The 25,783-nt window shown below is 58.9% G+C and carries 3 protein-coding genes (1 of these 3 cut by a window edge); all 3 read right to left on the minus strand.

Features of this window, described 5'->3' with window-relative positions; all coding sequences use genetic code 11:
- Tightly spaced (each overlapping or abutting the next), the 3 genes in view from CR254_RS08385 to CR254_RS08395 form a layout consistent with a single transcriptional unit that may run on beyond the window.
- Positions 1-1,857: a GAF domain-containing protein gene (locus tag CR254_RS08385; protein ID WP_097929389.1), complete on the minus strand. Its 1,857-nt coding sequence runs from the start codon at positions 1,855-1,857 to the stop codon at positions 1-3.
- A complete protein-coding gene (locus CR254_RS08390) occupies positions 1,854-2,135 on the minus strand; it encodes a DUF3467 domain-containing protein (RefSeq protein ID WP_097929390.1) in 282 nt (93 codons plus the stop codon). The genes CR254_RS08385 and CR254_RS08390 overlap by 4 nt, the downstream gene beginning before the upstream one ends.
- On the minus strand, positions 2,132-25,783 hold the 3' portion of the coding sequence (locus CR254_RS08395; protein WP_097929391.1) for an LEPR-XLL domain-containing protein. Its footprint extends 8,232 nt past the window's final position; only the last 23,652 of its 31,884 coding nucleotides appear in the window; its start codon lies off the right edge, out of view; it ends in the stop codon at positions 2,132-2,134. Before CR254_RS08395 ends, CR254_RS08390 begins: the two co-directional genes overlap by 4 nt.

The raw sequence follows: 25,783 nt of genomic DNA on the forward strand, positions 1-25,783 counted from the left end.
CTATTCCACCAGACCCATTTGCCACAATTTCAGGCGCGCCCAATCACGGATCGGTCGTGACCAAATTTCAATCACACGGCGATCCGTGTCGATCAACAGACGGCCAGCCCCCTCCATCCCAGGACGCAGCGCGGTCAGATCACCTGATGGCGTCGCCTTCACCTCAAACACCGTCTGGCCCTCACGGTAACGGGCGACGGGGGTTATCGTGGTAATCTCGAACGGGAATGTGGTTTCGGGCAGCGCCGTCACCCGCAGCTCACCTGTTTGGCCAACCACAACATCGCGGATTTGCCGTTCATCCACGTCCAGAATGATCCGGTATTCACCATCCGGCGCGACGGACAGCAAAGGCTCACCCCGATCCACGGCAGAGCCAATCGCTTGGCTCAAATCACCCGATACGATCAAGCCGTCAAAGGGGGCGCGCAACCGAGTACGCTCAATCTGCTCATCAACCAATGCGATCTGGGCGTCGGCTTGCTCAATCTGGCTGGCCCTGATCCGTGTTTCGGCGCGGTCCCGTGCTGCAACAGCACTATCAAACTCGATCTGTTGACGTGCGCGCGCCGTGACCAGACGCAACCGCTCCAACGCCAATTCGCGATCATCAAGGCGAACCAACAAATCCCCCTGCGCAACGCGATCACCGGGCCTGACCGGTGCCTCGGCCAGAAAACCGTCAAAGGCAGGGGCAATCACACGCTGCACCGCCCCCTCAACCCGCGCATCTGCGCTGATCCGGTAATCCGAACGCAACATCCAGAAGGTCGCTACCAGCAAAACGACAATTGCGACCAACGCCTTACGCCCCAAATATCCGGGACCGACCAGACGCGCAAATTGCGTGCGCACGACCTCTCCAGCCTTGGTAATGAGCCAGCGACCGGCCCGGCGCTTTTCCTCCAGAACGGGGGCGATCACGGTCGCGACCGCCTCCAGCATGTCCAGCTCATCCTGCGCAAAAGGACGGTCCTGCGGGCGTTCAAAGGTAATCGCGCCGACAAAGGCATCCCGCGCCCATAGCGGCACCGTAAAGATGTGGCCCGCACCCTCCGCCTGCCCCAATTGCGCGTGGCCACGGGTGGACATCACGACCTCGGTTTCATCTGGCCACAGGACGGTGGCGCGCTGGTCAATCGCCTCATCCATCGCACCGGCAAGCTGCCGTATCAGCGACATTCGTCGTGAAAACTGCGCGGAATGGCTGACCGCCGCAACCCGCGTCCGACCAAACCGGCGCAGGCCCAGTGAAACCCGATCACAGTCGAACCGCGTCGCCAAATCTGTCACCGCTGCACGCGAAGCCGTCGGAAATGCATCCCGTTCCGCCACTGTGACAACGGCGTTCAAGGCGTGAACCGCCTGCTCATGCCGCTTTGCATCCGCGCGGGATTGCTCGGCGCGCATCGCATCCCGCATCCATGCCGAACCCCATTGCAGGTTCCGCATCGCCGCGGACAAAACACCCCGATCCGTAGGGCGCATTTCTAATCCGACAAGCCCGAGGATCGTGCCCTCAACCTCCAACGGAACAGCGGCTGCAATTGCGCCCTCCTGTCCCGTTTCTGGCATGCGCCCCCGCACAACGGCGCGACCCTGATCATGTGCGGATCGCGCAGCAGCCATCATATCCGCGCCCGGACTGCGTTCCTGTGGGGTAGAGCCCAGCGTAACCGGCCCCCCATCGCGCATCAGAAACACCGTACAGGCGACCGGATTCGTTCCAGCCATTTCCGAAATGCGGGTCAGCATCAGCGAAGTCCACGCCGATGCTGCGTCCTGCAATCCCTCCGCCGTGACAAGCGCGCGCCATGGGCTTTCGCCCGCTTCGGCAATGCGTGTTTCGGCGGTCACGATTCGTCGGTGGTCAGCGGGCCGTGCCGCGTCTCGTATTCACGCACCACACCTGTCAGGATGGAGTTCAGCCGCTTGGCCGCATGGGGGGTCAGGATCATGCGATTGGTCAAATCAACCCGCACATTTGAGCCCTCGCCCAAATTCCAGGTCCGGTTGGTGCCAAAGAACAGCTCGATCTGTTCGCGTGTGCCCTGAATGTTGACGACATTGGCAAAATTGGTCGCCATGTCGTCATCATTCCAGTCAACCGTTCCGGTGGTGGTGCCGTCGCTCATCGTTTGGTCCGCTCCCTACGCTGCGTCGCCACCGTAACGCCCGCCGCGACGAGGGCAACACCCTCCAGCGTTTCTTCGATCAGCCAATCGGCATCATCCAGTTCAGGCGTGGCTGGTGCAGGTGCTGCGTCTGCACGCGGCGCCTCCTCACCACTGACAATCCACAGGCCGCCCATATCATCGACATAGGCGAACAGCGTGCCGTCACTGTCAAAGAATTCCAGCGCAACCTCGGCCCCGGTCGTGATCGGCTGCGCCGGACCCTCAGTTGCCTCGAACCGGCCGGTTTCCTCATTGAAGACATAGGCCGGAACCGCACCATCATCCGAGGTGTTCAGCGTGATATGTGACAGAGAACCACGTGTGATCGTCGTCTCACCAGACAGGCCGCCGATTACGTCGCCGTCCTGCAAGCCGCAGGTCGCCATCAGCCCCTCATCCGCGTCGCATAGCGCATCGGTCAGCGCATCCAGACCTTCCGCATCGGCCTGTGGCGTCAGTGGCAGAACCTCACGGCTGAGCCCCATATCGATGGCGCCGAATGGCTTGGACGCCTCCAACCCGATCTCGGCAAAGGCCGTTGCGCCCATTGTCGGTTCCGCCTTTGGCAGAACATCGGCCAAGCGTGCCTCAAGCCGTGGCGTCAATGCCACCGGTGCGGCTGGCGTCGAAATGTCCGCGTCGAGGTAGACATGCCCCTCAGGCAGCGGGCTGACATAATCGGTCAGCGTCGTTGCAACAAAGACGAAGTCAACATCCCGACGATCCAGCAAACGCTCGGTGCTATCGGCCATGAAGATGTTATCAGCCTCAACAGTGCCGCCCATTTGGCCGCGTCCTGCGCCCATCATCAGGCCCGCACCAATCCGTGCACCAGCATCCGTGTCGGCGAGGAAGTAACCCTCATCGCCCAGGATCATATCCGCGCCAGTGCCTGTATCGATCAAATCTGTGCCCGCGCCGGCGATGACCATATCGTCGCCTGCACCCACATAAATCAGATCGCCACCGCCTGTGCCGCTTTCAGTTACGCGTGCGGAATAGACAGCCCAGCCACCGGTCGTATCCGTGGACCGGATTGAAACCGTACCCGCATCACCGATAACCAAATCACCCAGATCCGATGTCGAGTTATTGCCGTGAACCTCGATATAATCGTCACCCATACCGCCGATGACGATATCCGCGCCAGCGCCGGTATTGATCACATCCTTGCTGCCCAATTGGCCATCCGTGCTGGACAGCAATTGCAGGGCAATCGGCACCGCATCAGCATGAACTACACCGTTATTGCCACGTGCGCGGCCATTATCGCCAAAGATCACGTTATCGCCTGCACCTGCGCTGATATTATCCTCACCCAAGCCGCCGATGATCAGGTCAGCACTGTCGCCTGTGATAATGCGATCCGCACCACCCGTGTTTCCACGCGAAGCAGCCTCGCTGAGGATATAGCGGCCATCAGCACCCAATGTGCGGAAGGTCAGAATACCCGCATCCGCCAGCACAATGTTAGACGCATCGCCCGCAGCCGTTGCATATAGCTGCGCGACATCGGCACCAACACCTGCGATCAGAATATCCGCGCCGTCGCCTGCGGTGATGTAGTCGGCACCGCCGCTATTCACCTGATCGCTAACCGCCATCGTCAGACGGATCGGAGCATTGCCAGATCCCAGCACACCTGTTGCCTCGCCTACCAATGCGCCTGCATCCGCCAGCGCGATGTTATCGCCGGAGCCGAGGTTGATCTCATCCCCGCCCATGCCGCCAATCACCAGATCGGAACCGCCCATGGTCGTGATAACATCACCGCCACCAGTGGTCGCGGCCAAGGATTGCATCAGCGTGACGATATAATCGCCGTCCGCCTCTAGCGCGCGCACCTTGATCACACCCTCATCACCCAGAACGATATCTGCCAGATCGGCCGCGGAGTAACCCGTGGTAATCCGGTCGCCATCCGCACCGCCGATGACAATATCGCGTCCTTCACCTGTGATGATCTGATCCGCGCCACCGATGGTGTAATCCGTGCTGCGCGCCTCAACCAAGGCAATCGCTGCACTGCCGGTGTAAACCAGATCCGTCAGGCTGCCGATCAGCATACCGTTATCGCCGATCGCGATGTTGTCACCAGACCCTAGGTCCAGCTCATCCACATCCGCGCCACCGATTACAATGTCGGACCCAGTGCCAAGCTGGATGATATCCGCCCCGCCCTTATCCGCATTTACGGTAGCAATCTGGCTGAGGATATAGCGCCCATCCGCCGTCAGCGCGCGGAAATCGAGTACCGCATTATCGCCAACAACAATATTGGTTCCGCCATCCGACACGATCTCATCCGCGTCCGATCCGCCGATGATGATATCCGCGCCAGTACCGGTAAAGATCGTATCCGACCCCGCATTTGCAACATCGCTCGTCACAACCTGAACCAGCGAGATTGGCGCAGCATCGCCGCCCAGTGTCGCCGTCAGGCTGCCGATCAATGTACCTGTATCGCCCAGAATGATGTTATCGCCATCGCCGCCGCCCAGATCATCGGAACCTGCACCACCAATCAGGATATCAGCGCTGTCATCAGTGATAATCACGTCATCACCACCAACCGCATCATCAAATGTCGCAGCCGAGGCGAGGATATAGACACCCCCGACCGAGGCTTCGCGCAGGATCAGCACCGCGTTATCGCCCGCAATGATGTCACCCTTATACGGGTTGCGGCTGTTGATCGTGGTAAAGGCATCGTCGCCCGAGCCCATGATCACGATATCCGCACCAGCACCCGCTGTGATGATGTCGTTACCGGCCAGATCGGTGCGGCGGCTCTCCGCGCGCTCCAACCGGATTGGTGCAGCACCCGATAGCGGGTTCAGCGTGGCAGAGCCGATCAGCAGGCCAGCATCACCGATTGCGATATTGTCGCCCTCGCCCAGCTCGATCGTGTCTTGCTCGGCACCGCCCAGAACAATGTCACCGCCAGCGCCGGTTGTGATCTCATCCACGTCGCCCACAGTCTCATCAGTGGTTTCCGCCAATGTCAGGATCGGATGCGTATCCGTCGTGATATCCGTGCGGAATACCAGTCGCGCATAATCACCCGCAACAATATCGCCCAGATCCGAACTGGACCCGTTGCCATCCGTTTGAATGCGGTCGGAACCATAACCACCCATCACGATGTCATAGCCGCTGCCGCCGGTCAGAACGTCGCTGTCGCCGGCCGCAACATCGGTGCCCAGAATGGTCGCAACCGCCATCGGTAGACCCGCTGTAGGTGTCACACCTGCCGTGCCCGTGATTTGTGCGTAATCGCCGATGATGATGTTTGTACCATCACCACCCGTCACGCGATCCTCGCCCGCGCCACCCATCAGGATGTCCGCGTCACTGCCGCCAAAGACGAAATCATCGCCGCCGATTGTGACCGACAGGCCGCCAATCTCAACGGCATAGACACCATCGAAATTGACATAGCCGTGATCACCGAAGGCAATGTTCGCATCTGCTCCAACATCAATCCGGTCATCGCCCTTGCCGCCCAGAACGATATCCGCACCGGCATCGCCCGCAACAGTATCGTTTCCGCCAAAGTCGAAGGTCCGGCTTTCCACGCGGCTGACACTGCCGGTTGTGGACATGCGCAACGTTCCGGCCAGCTGATAGATATAACCATAATCCGCCAGAATGATGTCAGCGCCGGCGCCGCCCTCGATGCTATCGGCACCGGGTGCACGGGTATCGGCACTGTCGAATTCGGGCGTCATATCAACGGTGTTATCTACGATCAGCTCACGGCTCAGAACCTCAACACGGAAGCCCGCATCGCCATAAATGTGGTCATCACCACCCTGCCCGTCGATCCGGTCATTGCCGGAACCACCCGCAATATGATCGCCACGCTGCGAGCCTGTGATCGTGTCGTCGCCAACACCACCATAGATCGTCAGCCCGGCATTCTGAACGTTGCTGGCATCAATGATATCCGCGAAATCATTCGGGTCATATCCGACACCACCATTCACTGCGTCAAAGCTGAGCGCGTTGCCGTTCACGGCACCACCCTCCCAGTTATAACGCGCGCCATCGGTATCCGTATCGCCATAGACAACGAACAGCGTGTCCGTCGTCACGTCGTTAATGGTGATCCGGTCCGAACCGCCGCCGCCATGAACCAGCGTGATCGCCTGCGCCGTGACACCATCCGCCGTAGCGTTGGAGCCATCAACGGTGAAGCTGTCATCGCCCTGACCCAACAGAACTTCGGTCACTTCGATCTGCTGGAAACTGACGCCACGATCATAGGTCTTGTAGATCGGCTCGTCCGGCGTGCCCTCGTTAAAGGTCAGCGTGCCCGTGCCCATGCCCAACCCGTTGATCAGAGTGCGGGAAACCCCGTTCGCATCAACGATATTGCTCATAAAGCCCGCATCCACGGCGACAGATGTATCATTGTGCAGGAAGACGCGGTCCGTCTGCTGCGTTTCGTCAATGACAACATTGATGTCACGTGGGCCGCTATCGCGTTCCGTTGGCAACATAACCGCGCTGTGAATTTCACGACCTGTGGTCGGACCACCATCAATGATCAGCGGGCCTGCGATTTTCGAGGCCGTATGCGGCTCCGTCGCGAAGACCTTGGTCACATAGCTCAGGCTATCAGGGATGAAGTCCGGATCGGCCTCCAGAGTAACGGTAACCGCCTGATCCCAGTTATCCTTGGTAAAGGTCACCTGCGCAACCGTTACATCCAGTGTGCCTGCAACCGTTTCATTCACAACGGACATACCGCCGGACAGCTCGATCCGCGTGCCGCCCTCAGTCACCGCGCCTACCGCATAGGCGCCGTTATTGCTGGCAGTGCCTGTCACGTCGATATGCTGACCGATTGCGAAATCATCATCGCGGAAATCACCGCCATCCGTGCGGATGATGTAATCCGGCCCGTCAGGGTTATGCACGAATTGCAGGGTGCCGCTATACAGCGCCAGCTGGTTCAGAACGACGCGGCCACCGGCCACAACCCGTGTCTGGCCATCATCCGCGATGTTGATCGTAACATCCTGCGTTGGTGCCTTGGTCAGGCGCAGCGAGTATGTATCCGTCTCACCCGCCTGATCAATGATCAGCGTGTCGCCGTTACTCTCACGCACGATCACGCCGGCACTGTCGCCATCCGAGACGGTGACATCCAGGAAGCTTTCGGTCGTTGCATCATAAACACCGCCCGAGGTGCCAATGGTATGGGTGATGCGAATGCCCTCGTTATTCTCAACAATACCGTCCGCTTTGGCCGTTACCGTTACCGTCTGCGCCTGATCCCAGTTGCTGGCATCGAAGCTGAGAACACGCTTGGAATAGGTCAGATCGCCCGAATTGCTATCGTCGCTCAGCGTGACGGTCACAACCTCACCGGCAGCGGGTTCGCGTGTCAGGCGGATATCGTAGGTATCCGTGATTTCGGAGCCGGAAACACCCTCATGCAGATAGGTGTCGGTGCCGCTTTCGATGATCAACAACTCAGGCTTATCATCATCCAGAACCGTGATTTCAGCGTTCTCGACCTGTGCTTGGTCAAAGTTCGCATCCGCCGATTTCACGCCATGGCTGATCTGAACGATCCGCTGGCCTTCCTCGGCTGCGTCCTGCGCTGCCTCAACCGTTACCGTCTGCGCGACGTTCCAGTTTGTGGCATCGAATGTCAGAACCAGTGCATCGGTAAAGTCGGTACCATTGGCCGAAACACGCACGCTATCGGCAATGCCGCCGGTTGCGCTGACGGTTGAGGCGAGCACCTCATCGCCGCCCTCGAACACACCCTCAATCGTGATGGTCGTGTCCGTGACCGAGGTAATGCGGTACGTGCCGTCATTATCCAGATCAGTCGTCCCTGCCAGCGTGATCGAGTGGTGATCGGCAAAGCCATCCGTCAGCCAGCTGCCCGTGCTGCGCGTGATCGTTGTGCCGCTAATCGCCAGCCCCGGTGTGCCGGTGATGCCAGGCACCGTCAGGTCACGATCCTGTAGCGAGGCACGCCCAGCCGAAACCGTCACATAAACCGCAGCCGTCGGTGCCGCCGCCAGAACAACGGTGTACACATCCGAGCCGCCGGCCTCATCCACCGTCAGATCGCCCAGTGTTGATCCGGTATCGTTGGAAATAACCACCTGACCTTTGTTCGGATCGGCAATGGTTGTGCCCAGACCAGCGATGAATACGCCATCATAGCTGTCATCCGCCGATACGCCCTGATGATCGATCAGACCCGAACGGCCATCAATATCGGAGGAGATAATCTGCTCCGTCACATCACCCGCAATGGTGAAGGTATCCGATCCCAGACCGCCGATCACATTGGTCACGGCATAGGCGCTGGTGGACAGGATGAAGAAGTTATCATCGCCCTCCAGACCATCAATTTCCAGCGCTTCCTCCGCGCCCGAGATGGAGATGTTCAGACCCGCGCCAAATACACCCTCGGACGTGATGACGAAGTTATCATCCGCCTCCGTACCCAATACGATGACGCGGTCAAAACCGGCACCGCCATCAATATCCACAGGCGCGTTGACGTTATACTGGATTTTGTCGTCGCCGCCGCCGGCTTTAACCTCAACCAGGTTATCAGCAGTGCCCGAACCGTCACCCTCCAGGACAAAGGCACGCACGATGAACTCATCATTCCCGTCCTCGCCCTCCAGCTTCAGCTTGGCCTTGTTGGAATAGACCGTGAAGGTGTCCTCACCCTCGCCACCCTTGGCATTGGTGGCAAAGCGGATGCCCTTGGACAGCCAGCCGCGTGTGGTCAGCAGCGCGTCGATATCATCACCCGCCGCAATGCCGTTATCGGCAAAGAATTCGCTGCTTGGTTTGTTGCCGAAGATTTGGCCGAACTGGAACGTATCATCGCCCTTGCCGCCATCCATCGTCATCATCGTCGCGTTATCATCCGAGATAAACACGTCGTCGCCCTCATGCCCGAACAGGGTCAGACGACCATTAAGCGTGGTATCATAGTTGATACGCTCAACCGATTGCGGACGATCCGATGCATTGCTGCGGATCTGATCCTCGGTTCCGTGCATCAGCGCCGCGAAGTTACCACGGCTCAGGAAGATATCCGCATCGGACGTGCCGTCGATCTGCATCGTGTCGGCGCCGTCATTTTCGGTGCCGCTATCATAGACATTGATGATGTAATCCTTGGCACCCGCGGCGCCCGCGACCGAACCCCATGTTTGCAGCAGGATATCATCCGAGCCTATACCGCCATCAACCAGCAGGCTGTCGCCGGTGGATTGGGCGTCCAGACGCACAATCTGGAACCGGTCATCACCCGTCTCACCGCGCAGCACGGCCTCACCATCGAACGCGGCCGGGTCTAGCAGCCAGAGCATGTCGTCATCTTCGCCCAGATCGATATTGATATAGGTCGCATCCCAAGTGGCGGTTTCAATCCGCACCTGATCGCGATCATCCGTTCCGGTGATCGCTTGCTCACCCGTATCAATCTGGATCGCATCAACCGCCGTCACACTGCCCCGCAGGAAGGTCACGAAATCACGACCCGCGCCGGTATTCAGCACAACGTCATCACCCGCGCTAACCGTCGCATCAGTAAAGGTAATCCGGCCCTCACCCGACGAGGTGCGGATATCCAGATCACGGCCCGCAACGATGCGACCATTTCCGGTGACATTCAGAACTGTCTTACCCGACAGCTGGTCGTTGATCCGCACATCACGCACCGCGCTGATCAAACCGTCATGGTTGATCGTATCCGTCGCGCCATCATCGACACCCATCGTGACGTTCACATCACCCGCAACAGTAGTGGAAACCGTTGAGTTCAGATCGAACGTATAGGTGTCATCCCCCGCACGCCCGTCCAGCTCCACATAATCCTCAGCCGAGATGGTCGAGTTCACCAGATCCAGCGTGCCCGTTCCATCGGAGAGTTCCAGATTGATGTTATCACCGGCCAGAAGGCTGCTGGAGATCAGAGCAATATCCGTCGTGCCCGCATCACGATCCCAGATCACAGCATCCGTCGCGGCAGAGATCAACGCATGGGTCAGCGTAACCGTTTCGGCAGCATTATCATTTACGCCGAGGTCCAGCAGAACCTCACCCGTCAGCGCCCGAATAATTGCAGCATCGCCAGATGTACCCGTGACTTGCAGGTTGTCATCGCCTGCATTCAGATACATCACGACATAGGTTTGCGCCTCGATCGTGCCGGTATTTGTAACATTATCAGTGCCCGTCGCACCGTCAAAGCGGACATACCCCTCGGTCGATTGGATCGTGCCAGAGTTCGCGAAATCCGTTGTGCCACTGCCAGCATTGCTGATCGTGACCGAGGTTTTACCCGTGATCTCACCCTTAACGGTCAGCGTTTCCGCGCCCGCATCATCAGCACCGAAGTCGATATTCACGACCGCCGCAACCGCACCGGTATTGGTGGCACGCAGGGCGCCCGTTGCCTCAACCGTCACCGCATCAGAACCATCGCCCGCATCCAGCTCGAACCGCTCGCTGGCTGTCATGGCACCGTCCAGCAGAACCGTATCACCACCATCGCCAAGGATGAATTCGATCAGGCTGCCCGACGAAATACCACCGGTAATGGTGTAGCTGGACGTATCGCCAGCGCCGTCATCATTCACCTGAACCGTCGTCGCGGCATTGATCTGCCCCAAGACAGTCAGCGTTTCCGCCGCGCTATCGCCCTGCCCCAGATCAATCGTGACCGAGGAGGCAACCGAAGTAACCGTACCACTGACCGAGGTTACGCTATCCGAACCCTGAGCCGTGTGCAGCGTCACCTCATTTTGTGCCTGCAACGATCCCTCGAACCGGATCACATCGTCGCCATCCGACGTATCGACATCCAGAACCGTGCCTGCAATCAGCGAACCTTCAGCCGTCAGCGTGGTTTTACCCGCGCCTGTATCGGAAATCGTCAGGCTGGTCGCGGCCTGTACCGCACCGCCCAGCGTCACAACTTCCGTACCGCTATCCGCAGCACCCAGTTGCAGCAGAACTGAACTGCCCGTGCTGGTCACAGTCGCACCGCTAACCGTGGTCAGCTGATCGCCACTACGTGCCGTGTTGATGACCAGCGCCGCAGCCGCCTGCAATGCCCCCTCGAAGCGCAGGATATCCGCGCCGTCCGAGGTCAGGACACTCAACGTCCCGCCCGAGGTCATCGATCCGCCGACCGTCACATTGGTCGAACCGCCACCGGTATCTGTCATCGTCAGGTCGGTCGCCGCATTGATTGCACCGCCGAGCGAGATAACCTCAACCCCGCTATCACCCGCGCCCAGATCGATCAGTACATTTGCCGCCGTACTGGTGATCGTCGCCCCATCGACCGAGGCAACATTATCCGACCCCGCATTAGTATCCAGAACCACCTGACCAACGGCCTGCAACGAACCGGCAAAGTCGATATCGTCCGCACCGTCCGAGGTTCCGATCGCCAGCAGCGATCCCGCAATCAGCGCACCGCCCGCATTCAAAGTCGTCTGACCTGCGCCCAGATCGAGAATTTCCAACGAGGTCGCCGCCGTCGTTGTTCCGCCCAGCGTAATGCTCTCCGTTCCGCTATCAGCAGACCCCAGATCAATCGTGATCGAACTGCCGGTCGAGGTCATCGCCCCACCCGTTGTCACGGAATCCGAGCCCGCATTCGTATCGATGAAGATAATACCGGAGGCCGTAACCGTACCGTTCATATCCACAACATCATCACCGTCCGAGGTCAGCAGGCTGATGGTCGTCGCGGTCATATTACCCGTCACACCGAATGTCGTGCGACCCGCGCCGGTATCGGTCACGCTCAGCGCATTACCGGCCTCCAGCGTTCCGCCAAAGGTGGCGGTATCCGTGGCACTATCGCCAAGGCCCAGATTGATGCTCAGATCATCCTCGGCCCGCACACGACCCGCAATATTCACGGTGTCGGAACCGGTATTGGTGTTGAGGATAATGTCCGTCTTGGCCCACAGCGAATAGAGCTGGCTGGTATCAGATACCGTGGCCGCCGTGGTTGTCGTGGCGACGCCACCTGCAACAGTCACAACCGCTTCACTATCAGCCAGCGTACCGATGGCGGCAATGCTGACCGTATCATCTGCCGCATTCGTTGTGATCGTGATACTACCCGTTTCCGCAATCACCTGACCCGCCATGGTGACATCGCCACCAAACGCATCGGCATCGGCGTAGTCCGCCTCGATCACGATATCCGCACCCGTGATCAACGATCCTGCCTCGGTCACGACATCGTCGCCCGCCTGGATCAGAACCGAACCGGCAACATCAATGTGGATGCCTGCCTTCAACGTAAAGGTATCGTCATTCGCCGTCGCAGTTTCCGTGGCAAGGAACGTCGCGTCCCCGCCAACGGCAATATCAGCACTGATCGTCACCGGGCTTTGCGTCGTGATAACCGCGTTGCCCCGCGTGTTCAGCGCATAGCCCGACTGGATCACATCCACCGACAGTGCGCCGTCATTGGTCAGCCACACGCCACCATTGACCGACAGACCCTGAAGCGTCCCGATCTTGGTATACAGCGCCTTGCTGGCCGAACCGATATTTCCGGTTGCCGACAGATAGGCCCGTCCACCCTTTACGTTGGACACATTCGCCGCCGCCGCATTCAGGATCGCACCCGAGGTTGCAACGATAAACGCTGTTTGCCCCAGATCCGTTTCCAGAGTGGCCACGTTAATGTCGCCCACAGTCTCACGGATATATTGGTTCTGACCGGATTTCGTAGTCACCGTTCCCGTACCAGACGCATTACCGCGGTTCGAGTCGATCTCGATGTCATTCCCCGCCAGACCGATAAAGCCCAGCGTGGATTCCAGCAGGATCGAACCGCCCGCGCTGACATCCACACCGGCCAAGCCAGCGGCATGCGCACTGTCAGGATTGGACGGGTCAACCAGATCGAACTCATCCGAGATCGACCCAACTGCGCGGATTTCAATATCACCCGCCGCATATGCATTGCGCAGGTTCAGCGTGCTTTCGGTTTCAGCGACAACGATATTACCACCAGCCGCATGCAGCGTTACAAGGCCATCACCCGTTGCATAGAATTCCAGCGCATTGTCCGTGGAGCCGATAGAACCGCCCGCCTCGATGCTGATATTCTTGGCCTGAATATTCGCGAAGTCCGAATTGATATCGTCGATCACCGACCCATCAACCACCAGATCAAAATCACCCGAGCGGGAATAGATCGTGCCCAAGTTCAGGTTGCCCGAAATCTCGGTGATCGCAATGTCATTGGACGCGCGAGCCGTCAGGCTGCCATCGCTTGTCGTGTTGACATAAATGCGGCCTACATCGCTGTTCACGCCGATGGACCCGCTGCCGGATTCCAGCACGATATCATCGCCGGTAACGTTGGCTGTACCTGCCGTTCCGACCGAGTTCAGAATGCTGCCATTCGTCTTGACCCGCAGATCACCATCAACCGTAATTACATCGAGGTTCAGATCGTTTTCAGAGCCGAGGAAGGTTTCGCCACCCGCTGTTACCTTCAGCACACCACTGGAGGAGATGTCGAAATCTTCGCGCTCCTGAACCTGAACCGCATATAGATCGACCCACTGATCGACGATAACATTTGCACCGGCTGCATCCTCGGCCGTCAACAGACGGGTCGAGATATCGACCAGCGTGCCGCCATCCAATTGCACTTGGCCAAAGGTCATCTTGGACCCGTCCGCCGAAATCGCACTCACCACCAGCAAGTTGTCCGCGCTGCCGACATTGTTCGATCCGATAAAGCTTTCTTCCTCGGCTGCGGTCGTGGCGGTCTGATCCTGTATCAGGATCTTGTCCCCGATATTGAACCCGTCAAACGTACCGGCACCGGCACTGATCGCCGTGCCACCATCCGTGACAGAAATTGTCGTAACCGCGTTGATCCCGCGCGGGTCCAGACTGACCCCCGAGACAAAGACCGACTGGACGGATTCCGACTGTGCCAATGCCTCAGTGAAGACGATCGTTGTGCGATCCGCGGAAACGCTGGCGATGGTGTATAGCTTGCCATCCTCGGTCGCGTTGGCCGTGGTTCCCTCAATCTGGATCGTCTGGCCGGCACGGAACGTGCTGTCCCATGTGCCGTTCGTGCGGATCATGCTGGACCCGTCGAAGTTCACAACCGCGCCGACACGCTCCGTCGTCAGGAAGTACATGTCATCGCGCTCAGCCGATCCCAGGGTCAGGCGCTGATCCGGCGTCAGTTCAGCCGAGCCGAGGGTAATCAGAACCTGACCACCGGTCCGTCCGACAGTCCCGTTTTGAACGTCCAGCGTGACCGATGCGCCTATGATGTTGTCAGCCTCAATCGTGGTTTGCGTATCTGTGACAGGCGCCAACAGACCCGCGCCAACTGCGTTGATCAGCTCATCCTCGGTCCAGATTTTAATAGAACCGTCGATCCGCGCCTCTTCCTCAGACGTCAGAATAACTCGGAACGTGCTATCGTATTCAGCCGTCGCTGAACCATAGCTGGTATGCAATTCGCGGAACTGCTCCGTACGGCTGGCCCGTAGTGCAAGCATTCCCGCCGTGACTTTATCCGCAACCTCCGCATCGGTCAGAGTCGGTTTAGCATCGCGGATTTCGCTCTCGAGCTGCTGCTCCAGATAATCCTGCTCGGACACGTTCAACGTGATCAGGGCATTCGCATCATAATTGGCGGAGCCGGGGATCAGGACCGTGTAATCATCCTGTACCGAGCGCCACGCCCAATAGGTTGCGTATTGATCCGTTTTGCTCTGGATCAACTCTTCCTTCGCGGCCTTAACCTTATCTTCAGCCGCTGTGCCGGTTAGCGATGCCGCGCTCCACGCGCCCTGCAATTCAGAAATAGCTCGCTCATCGCGGCTCTCGGTCCGGTTACCATCCAGCAGATCGCCATTCGCGACACCTACATAAACGTCCCCGCCCGCGCTGATCGCGTTGACCCGCAAATCGCCAGCAACTTCGTTCACGTAAACACCACCGGTTGCTGTGACGTTCAGCAGGCTAGAGGCGAGATCGCCGGTATTGATGTTGATCGCCGTGCCTGAGCTGCCCACCGCGCCGGACGTCGAGGTCATCGTGATCGACCCGCCGGTAACGCGGTTGCTGCTGCTGAACCCCTGGATCGAACCGCTGGCCTGCAATGTGACCAAGCCACCACCTGTGATGGTGCCAATGACCATATCCCCAGATGCCTCACGCACCGAGACATTCCCGGCCGAGCTGACATCCAGGCGGATTCCAGCCACGTTATTTGCCAGTTCCGTCAGAACCGCAGTGGTATCGGTGCCCACACCGCCCGTCGCCGTCAGGCTGACCGTTTTACCACCGATGGTTGGACCGCTCTCCGCGCTCGCCCCCAATGTGGTCAGCTTACCCGTCGTGCGCAGCGTGGTGCTACCCGTGTCGTTGCGAATGATGCCGCCGATGATCAGATCGGAATCGCCTGCATCAATGGTGATGTTCGCTGCATCATTGTGAATGAACTCAATCGCAATATCGCGCGACGCATCAACGTCATGCTTATGGATCGTGTTCGTACCCTTTAGCTGCGTCCACTCCTGATAGTAGGTCTTCTTGCCGTACCAGGTGGAGGTCGTCCACTTCTTGGTCAGTTTCGCACTGACCGACAGATCGGTATTGGTCGTAACAACAGTGCCGTAACGATAATCCTTGTCCGCGGCAGAAACATCGCCCGGATCAACGGTGAAGAAGTAGTTCGAGTTCGGGATCAGCTCCGCCGACAATGTTGTGGAGTTCGAGCTGATCGCATCATCAGGATCGATAGCAAGGAAATCGATGCCCAGCCAACCCGACTTACCATAGACCGAAACGATCTTTTCCTGCGTTACCTGACCAATAGCAAAGCCGTAACGCTGGTTATCGGTCACATCATAGGTCGCCGTAACCCCATTGCCCAAATTCGTCGTGCTCGACGAGCTGGACCCGGCAACACCGCTGGCCGATGGCGGATTGGTGTTGGTTGTCGTCAGAACCAGCGAGCCATCTTCATTCTTTTTGTACAGCGAACCCGTGCGGATGAAGTCACCATCACCCGACTGGTTGCGCGTCTTGTCATAGATCAGAATTTCGCCGGTGCCGCGTGTCGCACCATCGATTTCATTCACAACAATATCGAGGTAATCGCCCAGCCCCATATTGTTGATAATCTCAACTTGTGGATAGCCGGAATAGGCAACCAGCTTACCGGAACCGGTGCTGGTCACATTGCCCGAAATCTCAATCCGGCCGCCTGCCGGCGTCAGTGGCGATACCTTCAGCTGCTGGGTTGCGCGGATATACAGGAACTCGAAATCATCATTCGATGTCGTGATCCGCGTCACAGCGCCGGTTGCGTTCAGGATTTGCTGACGCTCACTGGCACCCAGCGTAACCTTGAAGTCAGCCTTACCCGCCTGAACCAGGCCTGCAATGTTAACGTATTCACCGGTAATGGTGATCCGCTCTGCCTGTACCGTACCCGAAACACCATCGGTCAGCGCGGCAGCAACAGATGCCGAATTAGCGGAGCTAATCCCCTCATCCGAGGCCGTCAGGTCGATAATCTCGCCATAGGGATCACCACCGATATAGGCGGCATATGTCGCGTTGATACTGATGGAGCCCTGCGCCTCCAGCGTGACCGCGCTACCGATAACGTTTGCGCTCTCCAGCTGGGTGATCGAACCGCCGGTAACCTTGTTAAAGATACCGATGGAGCCGCGACGGTTGAGGATATCACCCTCAATCGTGATGCTTTGCGGTGGCATGGTGGCATCGCCGTAGAAACTGCCGTAAAGGGCGGCACGCTCCTCCTTGATCTGGGTAACGCTGGTGGTCACGTCGATCAGAATGCGTGGCCCCTCAGCCGAGGCGAAGTTTGCCTGTGCAGCCTCCGAAACATTGTTAGGCAATGTCACGGTCGGCCCACTGGCAGCACCAATCGTTGTCCCGGAATAACTGAACGACGTCGCATCGCCATCCATTGTCACATCCCCAACGGGCCGCAACCCGCTGATGATATTTGCGTTCACTTCTGCCGCTAGGCCCGATGCACTCGTCGCCGCTAAATCAGCCGTTACATCGATACCGTTCAACAGCAAACCACCATTGGTTTCAGGGATTTCGATCCCCTCGATATTCATGCTGGCTTCGGTATTGTTGATGATAACGATCGACGCATCCTTGGGCGTGTCGAACAGTCCGGCGCCGGACAACTGGTTGGCAAAGACGCGGATACGACCCGCCTCAGCCTTCACCGGAGCGATGGTGATCAGCTGAATTTCTGGCTGGATCGGCACAATGCTGGTCACACCGTTCAATGTTTCCTGAACCGCGAAACCGCTATCCAGCATACGCTGCTCAATCACGCGGATCGCTTCTTCATAGCTTTCACGCAAATCGGCATTGTTGCTGTACTCGGCCAGGGCCGCCTGCAACTGCTCAATCTCACGCTGTGCGCTACTGGTCTGGACCGAAGCCCCGGCGGTAAAGGCAATATCGCCCACATCACTATCGACCAAGGCACCGTAATTCGCATGTGCACGGTCGGCGGCTGTATCCTTGCGCCCATCACCGTCCAGATCGCCAAAGCTCAGGCTCTGACCAGAGGAGTAATAGCGCAGTTCGGCATTCGCACCCGTGCCGACAATCTCGTTATCGATGACCAGCAACTTGTTGCGATAGGCACCTGTGCGCATGGTGCCGTCATTGACGACTTTACCATAGGCGCGCACCAGCAGCTCACCATCATCCTGATCCGCCATGGACCCGCCCAGCAGGCTATCCACAGCATCGGTTGCCGCCGAAATCCAGCTTGTCGCCTTGGCCAGCGATTCCGTATCGAACACCGCGTTCTGATCGGAATTCAGCAGCATAGAGCCGTAGCTCTCCATCACTGCGCCAACCTTCACGTTGATGGTGTTATAGGCAATATAGGTCGCCTTGGCCGCGATATCGTCCAGCGGAACCAGCGAACCGGCAAAGGTTTCCATCGTGACCGACAGGTTGTGCTGCGTCGTGATGAAGTCAGCACCAACACCCGTGGTCAGTGTCAAATCACCCACCGCCAGCATCGTCGCGCCGGATTGCATAGTGATCAGGTTAGAAGGCGTCAGCGTGATAATCGCCGAACCCGCCGCAGCCGTGGCCAGTCCCCACGTCTCCGCGCTGGTCTTGACCGTGATGTCGTAAAGGCCGTCCACCTCCATCAACAGATCGCCACCGGCGCGTACATTGGCACCACCGTCCAGACGGACCTCGCCTGTTACATCACTGGCATCGACACTGTTATTGCCCGCAGCACCCGAAACCGCACCCGCGGTAAAGAAGTTCAGGATCTCCTTATAGGTGATCAGGTTCGCCACAGTCGCCACCAGATCGCCGGTCGTTTCCACATCGGAATTCGCACCGAACACAATCCGCGTATCCAGACCCAGATCACCGCTGGAAATCGCACCCGCCGCACTGGCCAAACCGCCGGTTTTCGCGGTCATGTTATTGCCGCTAACCGCGTTCTTGGTCACCTGACTGGTCGCCCCGAAACTAGCCGTCGCCGAATCCACATCAGCATAGCTGCCAACCCGTGCCAGAACGGTAGAGTCGACATCAATATCACTAACCGCACCGGTCAGACCAATCGCGCCACCGGCAATCGTCACAATCTCACTATCCGGCTGCGCATGATGCGCAGCGGTCAGGGCAAACTCACCCGTCAGATCAATATCAGCCTGCGTGGCAAAGCTGCCGGCATCCGCAATTGCAGCCGTAACATCAGCATCGATGTTCACGTCCACAATGTTCACAGCCGCTGCAATGCCGCCCGCTGCACCAACCGCAACCGCACCCTGCGCCGCATTTGTACCATCAGCCGAGATCGTCAGATTTCGGCCCGACAGCGCAACGCCCGCGCCGATCGTCGCGTCAATAACAGCAGTCGTATTTGCATATGCACCTGCACCGCCCAGCCCGACAAAGCCAACCGTCGCCGCATAACCGCGCGCAATTGCATCGGAATCACCATCCGCCACGACCGAGACATCCCGCGCCGTGATCACCGAATTCGACAGGATCTCAGCCGTCACATCATTGGTCACCGTGATCCGCGCATCAGCACCCTGTGCGCTGAGCAAGACGGCGCCACCGCCAGCAATTGTCGTCAGATCAGCCGTGCGTCCACCATCGGTCAGACCATCTGTCCGCGCCGTAACGCTCAGATCGCGCACGTTGAATGTACCGCCAGCCTGCGCCTGTACATTCGCATCCAAAATCATAATGCCCGATGCACCACCCAGAGCAGCAGTGTTGCCGACCGAAACCGATGCGATCCGTGCTGTTGTGCTCATCCGCGAAATCGCGTCGATGCTCACATCAACCGTTGCCGTTCCGCTCTCACGATCCTGAACACGAACACCGCTAACCGTCGCGCGCACATCTGGCCGCGCAACCAATGTCGAGTTCACACCCGACGCCGCCACACCAACCAGGCCTGCCGCAGCGGAGGCCGCCAGCGTTTCAGACAGCATTGTCGTGCGCGAGGTCGCGTCCACGTTCAGGCTATTGGACAGGCGCAGAATATCCGACGCATTGCCCGTAATCTCAGCCGTCACATCTGTGGTGTAGGTCAGTGTGGATTGCGCACCACCGCCCGCAACCGCTGCACCAATACCCGCCGCCGCAGCCGCAGCAGAGGCCGCCGCAATCACGCGATTATCCATATCATCGGATGCCGTGACCGACATTGCCGACGCCGTAACATCCGTACCGCTAACCGATGCCGTAACCCGGTTATCAATCACACCGGAGGCAACACTGACCGCAACCGTAACCGCAACCGCCACAACACCAACAGCCGCCGCGACCGAGGTTGCACCAACGATGCTCAACATCGTGCCGGTGTCCTCGGCATCTACAGTGACCGTTCCGCCGGACGTAATTGTCGAATTGGTAACCGACGCATCAACCGCATAGGCCAGCGTCGAATTCGACGCCGTAACCGCACCCGATACACCAACACCAACGCCACCACCGGCAAAGGCCGCCGAGACAGCCTGCACAATCGTGTTGATCGTTGAGGTTTGCAGCGCCTGAACCGTCACGTTTCCGCCCGCATTCATCGTCGCGCCTGTGACCTCGGCAAAGGAGCCGTCGGTGCTATTGCTCAATCCGATAATGTTGACAGCAACCGATCCGCCAACCGCAACGCCGACACCAACGCCGCCACCGGCTACGGAAGCCGCCGCCGTCAGAACCGCCGCATTGATCGTCGCATTGCCCTGCGCCCGCACGATGATATTGCCACTGGCATTAACCGTCGCGCCCGACACCTTGGCCCGGACCGTATTGCCGATCCGGTTCGTTGCACCGGCACCTGCACCGGCAACCGCAACCCCGACACCACCTGCCGCTAAGCTGATTGCAGCTGCCGCCGTTGCCGAATTGATCAGACTGTTATCCTGCGCCACGACCGAAACATCGCCACCCGTCGCACCAGCAGTCAGGTTGCCCGCAACCTCGTTGATCTGCGCCGTGATCGCATTGTCGATATCGTTCATCGCAACAGCGCCCGCAACCGACACGCCTACGCCAACACCGCCCGCCGCGATGGTCAGCGCAACCGCCGCAACCGCCGCATCAATCCGACTGGCATCCAATGCATTTACGCTGACACTCGCACCAGAAACGCTGGTGTTTTGATTGCTAACAATCTGGGCCGTTTCCGTCATACGGATCACGTTCTGTGCCGCCGCGCCGCCAACCGCGACCCCTACACCAACAGATCCGCCCGCAGCAGCCGCCGAACCGGCAAAAACAACCGTCGAGATCCGCTGATTGCCAGAAGCCGTTACGCTGATATCGCCCGAGGCGATGATGTTCGAATCCACGATCTGCGCGACGACACTGCCATCATCCGCCTCGTCGCTAAACAGGCTGGTCGCGCCGATAAAGTTCCGCGCGAAGGACGCGCCAACCGACACCCCAACGCCGACACCGCCAACAGCGACCGAAATTGCAGCCGACATAACCGCCGCATTGATCCGCGCGGAGTTATTGGCCTCAACGATCACATCGCCGCTATTTGTGGTGGTCACATCGGCCAGCTTGATCTCGGATTTGGTTGAGCTCAACACCGTGTTGATCGCCAACGAACCAGCTCCAGAAACGGACACAGCAACACCACCCGCCGTGATCGCAACGGCCGCTGCCACGGCTGCCGAGTTGATGGTCGTGCGCAATGCGCTGAGCGATCCACCTGATGTCATGGTCAGCGACCACGCATTGCCCTCCGCATCCTGCAACTGCCAAACGGTCGAGCCATCATCGCTGGTCGCAATCAAGTTGCCGCTGGAATCGCGCTGATTTGCATCGGCTGGCTGCTTGACCAGACCCAGCCGCAATTCACCCTCGGCAATCTCACCCACTGCGGCCAGCTTGGCCCGCAGGGTTTCCAGAATAGCCGCATCACCTGCTACATCGCTGGCAACTGGCTGATCGTTTCCGTTGCCGTCATCCTCTTGATCATAGGAAACCGCGTCGTTCAGTTGCGCCGCCGTCATCCCCGCCAGAACCGAGGCAGGCTGCGTATCGCCCGTAACCGCACGCACCGCGACATCGCCGCCCGCATTGATTTGATCGACCGAGGTGATGCCCGCATAGACATCATTCTCGACAACATTGATCGAGGCCGCCAGCGCCACAGACACGCCAACCCCCACACCGCCAAATGCAGCGGAGATTGCAGCAGCACCCGTGAACACGTTCACAAGGCTCTGATCTGCGGCAAGTACGCTGACGCTACCCACGTCCAACGTCTCACTACCTGTTCCGGTAATGCGCGCCGTCACATCAGTCTGAACCCGGTTTTCCGTGGCAACGCCTGCACCCGCAACGCTGACCCCGACAGACCCTGCCGATGCAGCCGCCGAAGCGGCTAGCGAAACCGCGTCGATCTTTTGCTGCGAGGTCGCGAACACTTCGGTCGCGCCGCTGGTCGTCAGATCGGAGTTGATGATCTCGGCCGTGACCAGAACCGGCGTGCTGCTCACATTGCTCAACACCCAGTTTTCAGCATCCGCAAAATCAACACTATCCAGCGCCAGTTGGTCATCAGAAGCGCGGTTGATCGTCTCGCCGATATATTCGTAGACGTCGCCCTCACGCACGCCACCCAGCACACGGACCAAGGTGCCCGTAGCCAAGGTTTGAACTGTATCCGCTGTTGTCTTCTCACCACTGCCGGTGAATGGCACCAGATTGGTTCCGATCAGGTTGCGCGCCAGCGCCACACCGATGGAAACGCCAACACCCGTTGCACCCGCCCCAACCGCCAGCGAGGCCGCCGCGTTCAGCGACCGGATCGTACCGGCGCTATCCGCCTTAACCGTCAGCTTACCTGCCGAAACAGTTGTGTCCGAATTCAGGATACGCGCCTGCGCGCCGCTGCTGATCCGGTTGGTAATCAGCGCACCCGCGCCCGAAACCGCAACCCCGACAGAGCCAAATCCAGCGGCCAAGGCAGCCGCCGCACCAACCGCATTGATCGTCGCCGCATCCGTTGCCGAAACAATCATATCGCCGGATGTGACCCGCACGCCCTGATCCGCATTGCTGATATGGGCCGTCGTGTCGCCGGTAATCTCGTTATGAACCGCCGTGATCCCGATGGACACAGCAACCCCTGTTGAACCCGCAGCAAATGCTACCGAAACTGCCGCCGCAAAGGCATTGATCTCACCGGTGCCATCCGCCGCAACCGTGATCGAGCCGCCCTGAATGCCGGGCAACGAACCGCTCGCCGCACCATCGCCGCTGATATAGGCGGCCGTATCAATATCGACCCAGTTCTGCACAACAACGCCGGAACCCGAGACCGCAACACCGGTCGAACCTGCCGCAATCGCCACAGCACCGGCAAAGGCGACCGAGTTAATCTGCGCCGCATTATCCGCCGTAATGACCAACGCATCCGCTGCTTGCAGGCGGCTATCCTCTGCATATGCCTCAACCGAACCGCCATCCGACAGACCGGCAAAGCCCTTACCGACATAGTTGAACGCCAGCGCCGCACCGATGGAAACGCCAACACCGGTGGAGCCGAAGCCAGCCGAGATCGCCGCCGCCAGAACCGCCGAGTTGATGCCAGATTTCATATCAGCCGTAATGCCGATATCGCCCGCCGACACAACGACCGAGCCGCTGATCCGCGCCTTCACATTCGAGGTAACATAGTTCAGCGACAGCGCCCCTGCCCCCGACACCGCGATACCCGTCGATCCGCCCGCAATGGCCAGCGCCGCAGCAGCCGAAATCGCGTTGATCGTCATGACCTCGAAGTTCAGCTCACCCGCTGGGCCCAGCTTCAGCGAGAATGCCTTGCCCGCCTCATCAACCAGCGTCCAACCGCCAGCCTCGTTATTCTTGGTCAGGCGAACCGTACCCTCGGTATAGCTGCCCTGAACCGCATCGGCGGCGGCCAGCTGATCGTTCATCAGCTCCGTCACCTTATCGATGGTTGCCTTATCAGCCGCCGCATCGGCAGCATCGACCGCATCGCCATCATCATTGGTCTGAACCTCGGTCGCGTCATCCAAGCGATCAACACTGACCAATGGATCTGCCGCACCAGTAAAGCTGGGCGGCGGGGCGCTACCCGCATTTACAAACACACCATCCGTCGCGCCAGTGCCTGTGCTGGTCACATCCGCGCTGACAATCTCCGCCGTGGTGTCGCCGGACACCTCGTTATAGGCGACCGCCAAACCGACAGATACAGCAACCGCCGTTTTACCCAGTGCTGCACTAACCGCCGCAGCAGCCGTTGCCGCGTTGATAATGCTGGTATCCTTGGCATCCACCGTGATGGTGGACCCGCTAACACCACTATCCATATCGCCCGAGATCGCGGCATAGGCCCCGCCCCAAATGTTGTTCACCGCAACCGAACCGGCAATACCAACGGCCACACCCGTCTTACCCGCCGACAGCGCAACCGCCGCCGCAACCACGGTGGAGGTAATGCTCTGCGCCGCATCCGCCGTGATATCCACGGTGCCAGTGCCGGCCAGATCAGACCCGCGCAGTTCTGCCACAGCACCCACATCGGTGCCTGCCGCCATATCCTTGCGACGCCACAAATCACGGTTGGTAAAGTCAGCAAGGCTAAGATCAACCAGCGTCGTCACACCATCCGTCGTGGTCGCAACCTGAGATTCCGAGCCGATATATTCAAAGATCGCACCGGACAGCTGATCGCCATCCGCAACCCGAACCAGATCACCGGCATTGATCGCGGCAACGCCACCATCCGAGATATAGAATTCCTCGCGCCACAGCGCTGTATCCGTGAAATCGGTCGTGCTGAGGTCAACATCCCCTGCCGTTCCGATAAAGCTGTACCCGATAGACGCAAGCTGGTTTCCGCTCTGCTGACCACGTGTTTGCGTAACAAGCGCATTCGCGCCCAGTGTCACCGTGCCATCACCGCTGGTCGCCGTGATCTGATCGTCAAACCGCTGCGCAACCCGACCGTAACCGATCCAGTTCACCGCCATCGCCGCACCAATCGCCACCGCTGGTGATGTGCCGCCGCCAATCGAAACAGATGCCGCAACCGACGCCATCGTCGCATTGATCGCGGAACCCGATGTGCCGCTGATAACCGTATTGCCACCCACCGTCAGGTTGGACGCATCAACCAGTGCATCCGCCGATCCACGGATCACGTTTGCCGCCAGTGCACCCGCACCCGAAACCGACAGCGATGTCTTGGAGCTGGCCGAAACAGATACCGCCACCGATGCCGCCAGACCTGTCGCGTTGATCTGCGCCGCACGGCGTGCTGTCACGTTCAGATCATTGGTAATATCCGCTGCCGCACCGGAACTGCCAATACGAATGGCACGGGCCTGTGCCTCACTATCGATGGAGTTGCGGGTAAAGCTGCCGCCAATGGCAAAAGATTTCGCGCCGCTGGTGCTGGCCGAAATCGCAACCGTTGCGGAAATAACAACCGCATTGATAACCGAGGTATCCAGCGCCGTCACATTCACATTGCCGCCAACCGTCAACGAGGAAACGTCCTGCAACACGGCCAAGGCCTGCCCCGCCACACGGTTCATCGACAGGATCGGCGCAACCGAAACCGAGGTCGTCGCTTCCTTGGAAATCGACACCGAAACAGCCGAGGACGAAATCGTCGCATCCAGTGTCAGCGCATTATCCGCCGACACATTCAGATTACCGCCAGAAGTAATTGTCGCATTAGACAGCGTCGCCGTCGCTTGCGCGCGGTCCTCACCAAAGATCGAGGTGCCCGCGATCATATCCGCAAAATTGGTAAAGATCAGGCTGTTCGTATACCCGATCTGGTTAAACGCAACCGTAACACCAACTGCAATCGCGCGCTCACCACCGGTCGCAATCGTGCTCATATCCACGGTTGCAGACATGGTTGCCGCATTTTCTGCCGTCACATTGACCGCACCACCGGCGCGCAACGTCACATGCTTGGCCAGCGTTTCCGCCTCGGCATTCTGCGCGTTGGTCGAAATGATCGCATTCACCGCCGAGGTCTTACCCCCCGCGTA

Origin of the sequence: Pontivivens marinum (genome assembly GCF_900231835.1) — a bacterium.
GTDB classification, from domain to species: domain Bacteria; phylum Pseudomonadota; class Alphaproteobacteria; order Rhodobacterales; family Rhodobacteraceae; genus Pontivivens; species Pontivivens marinum.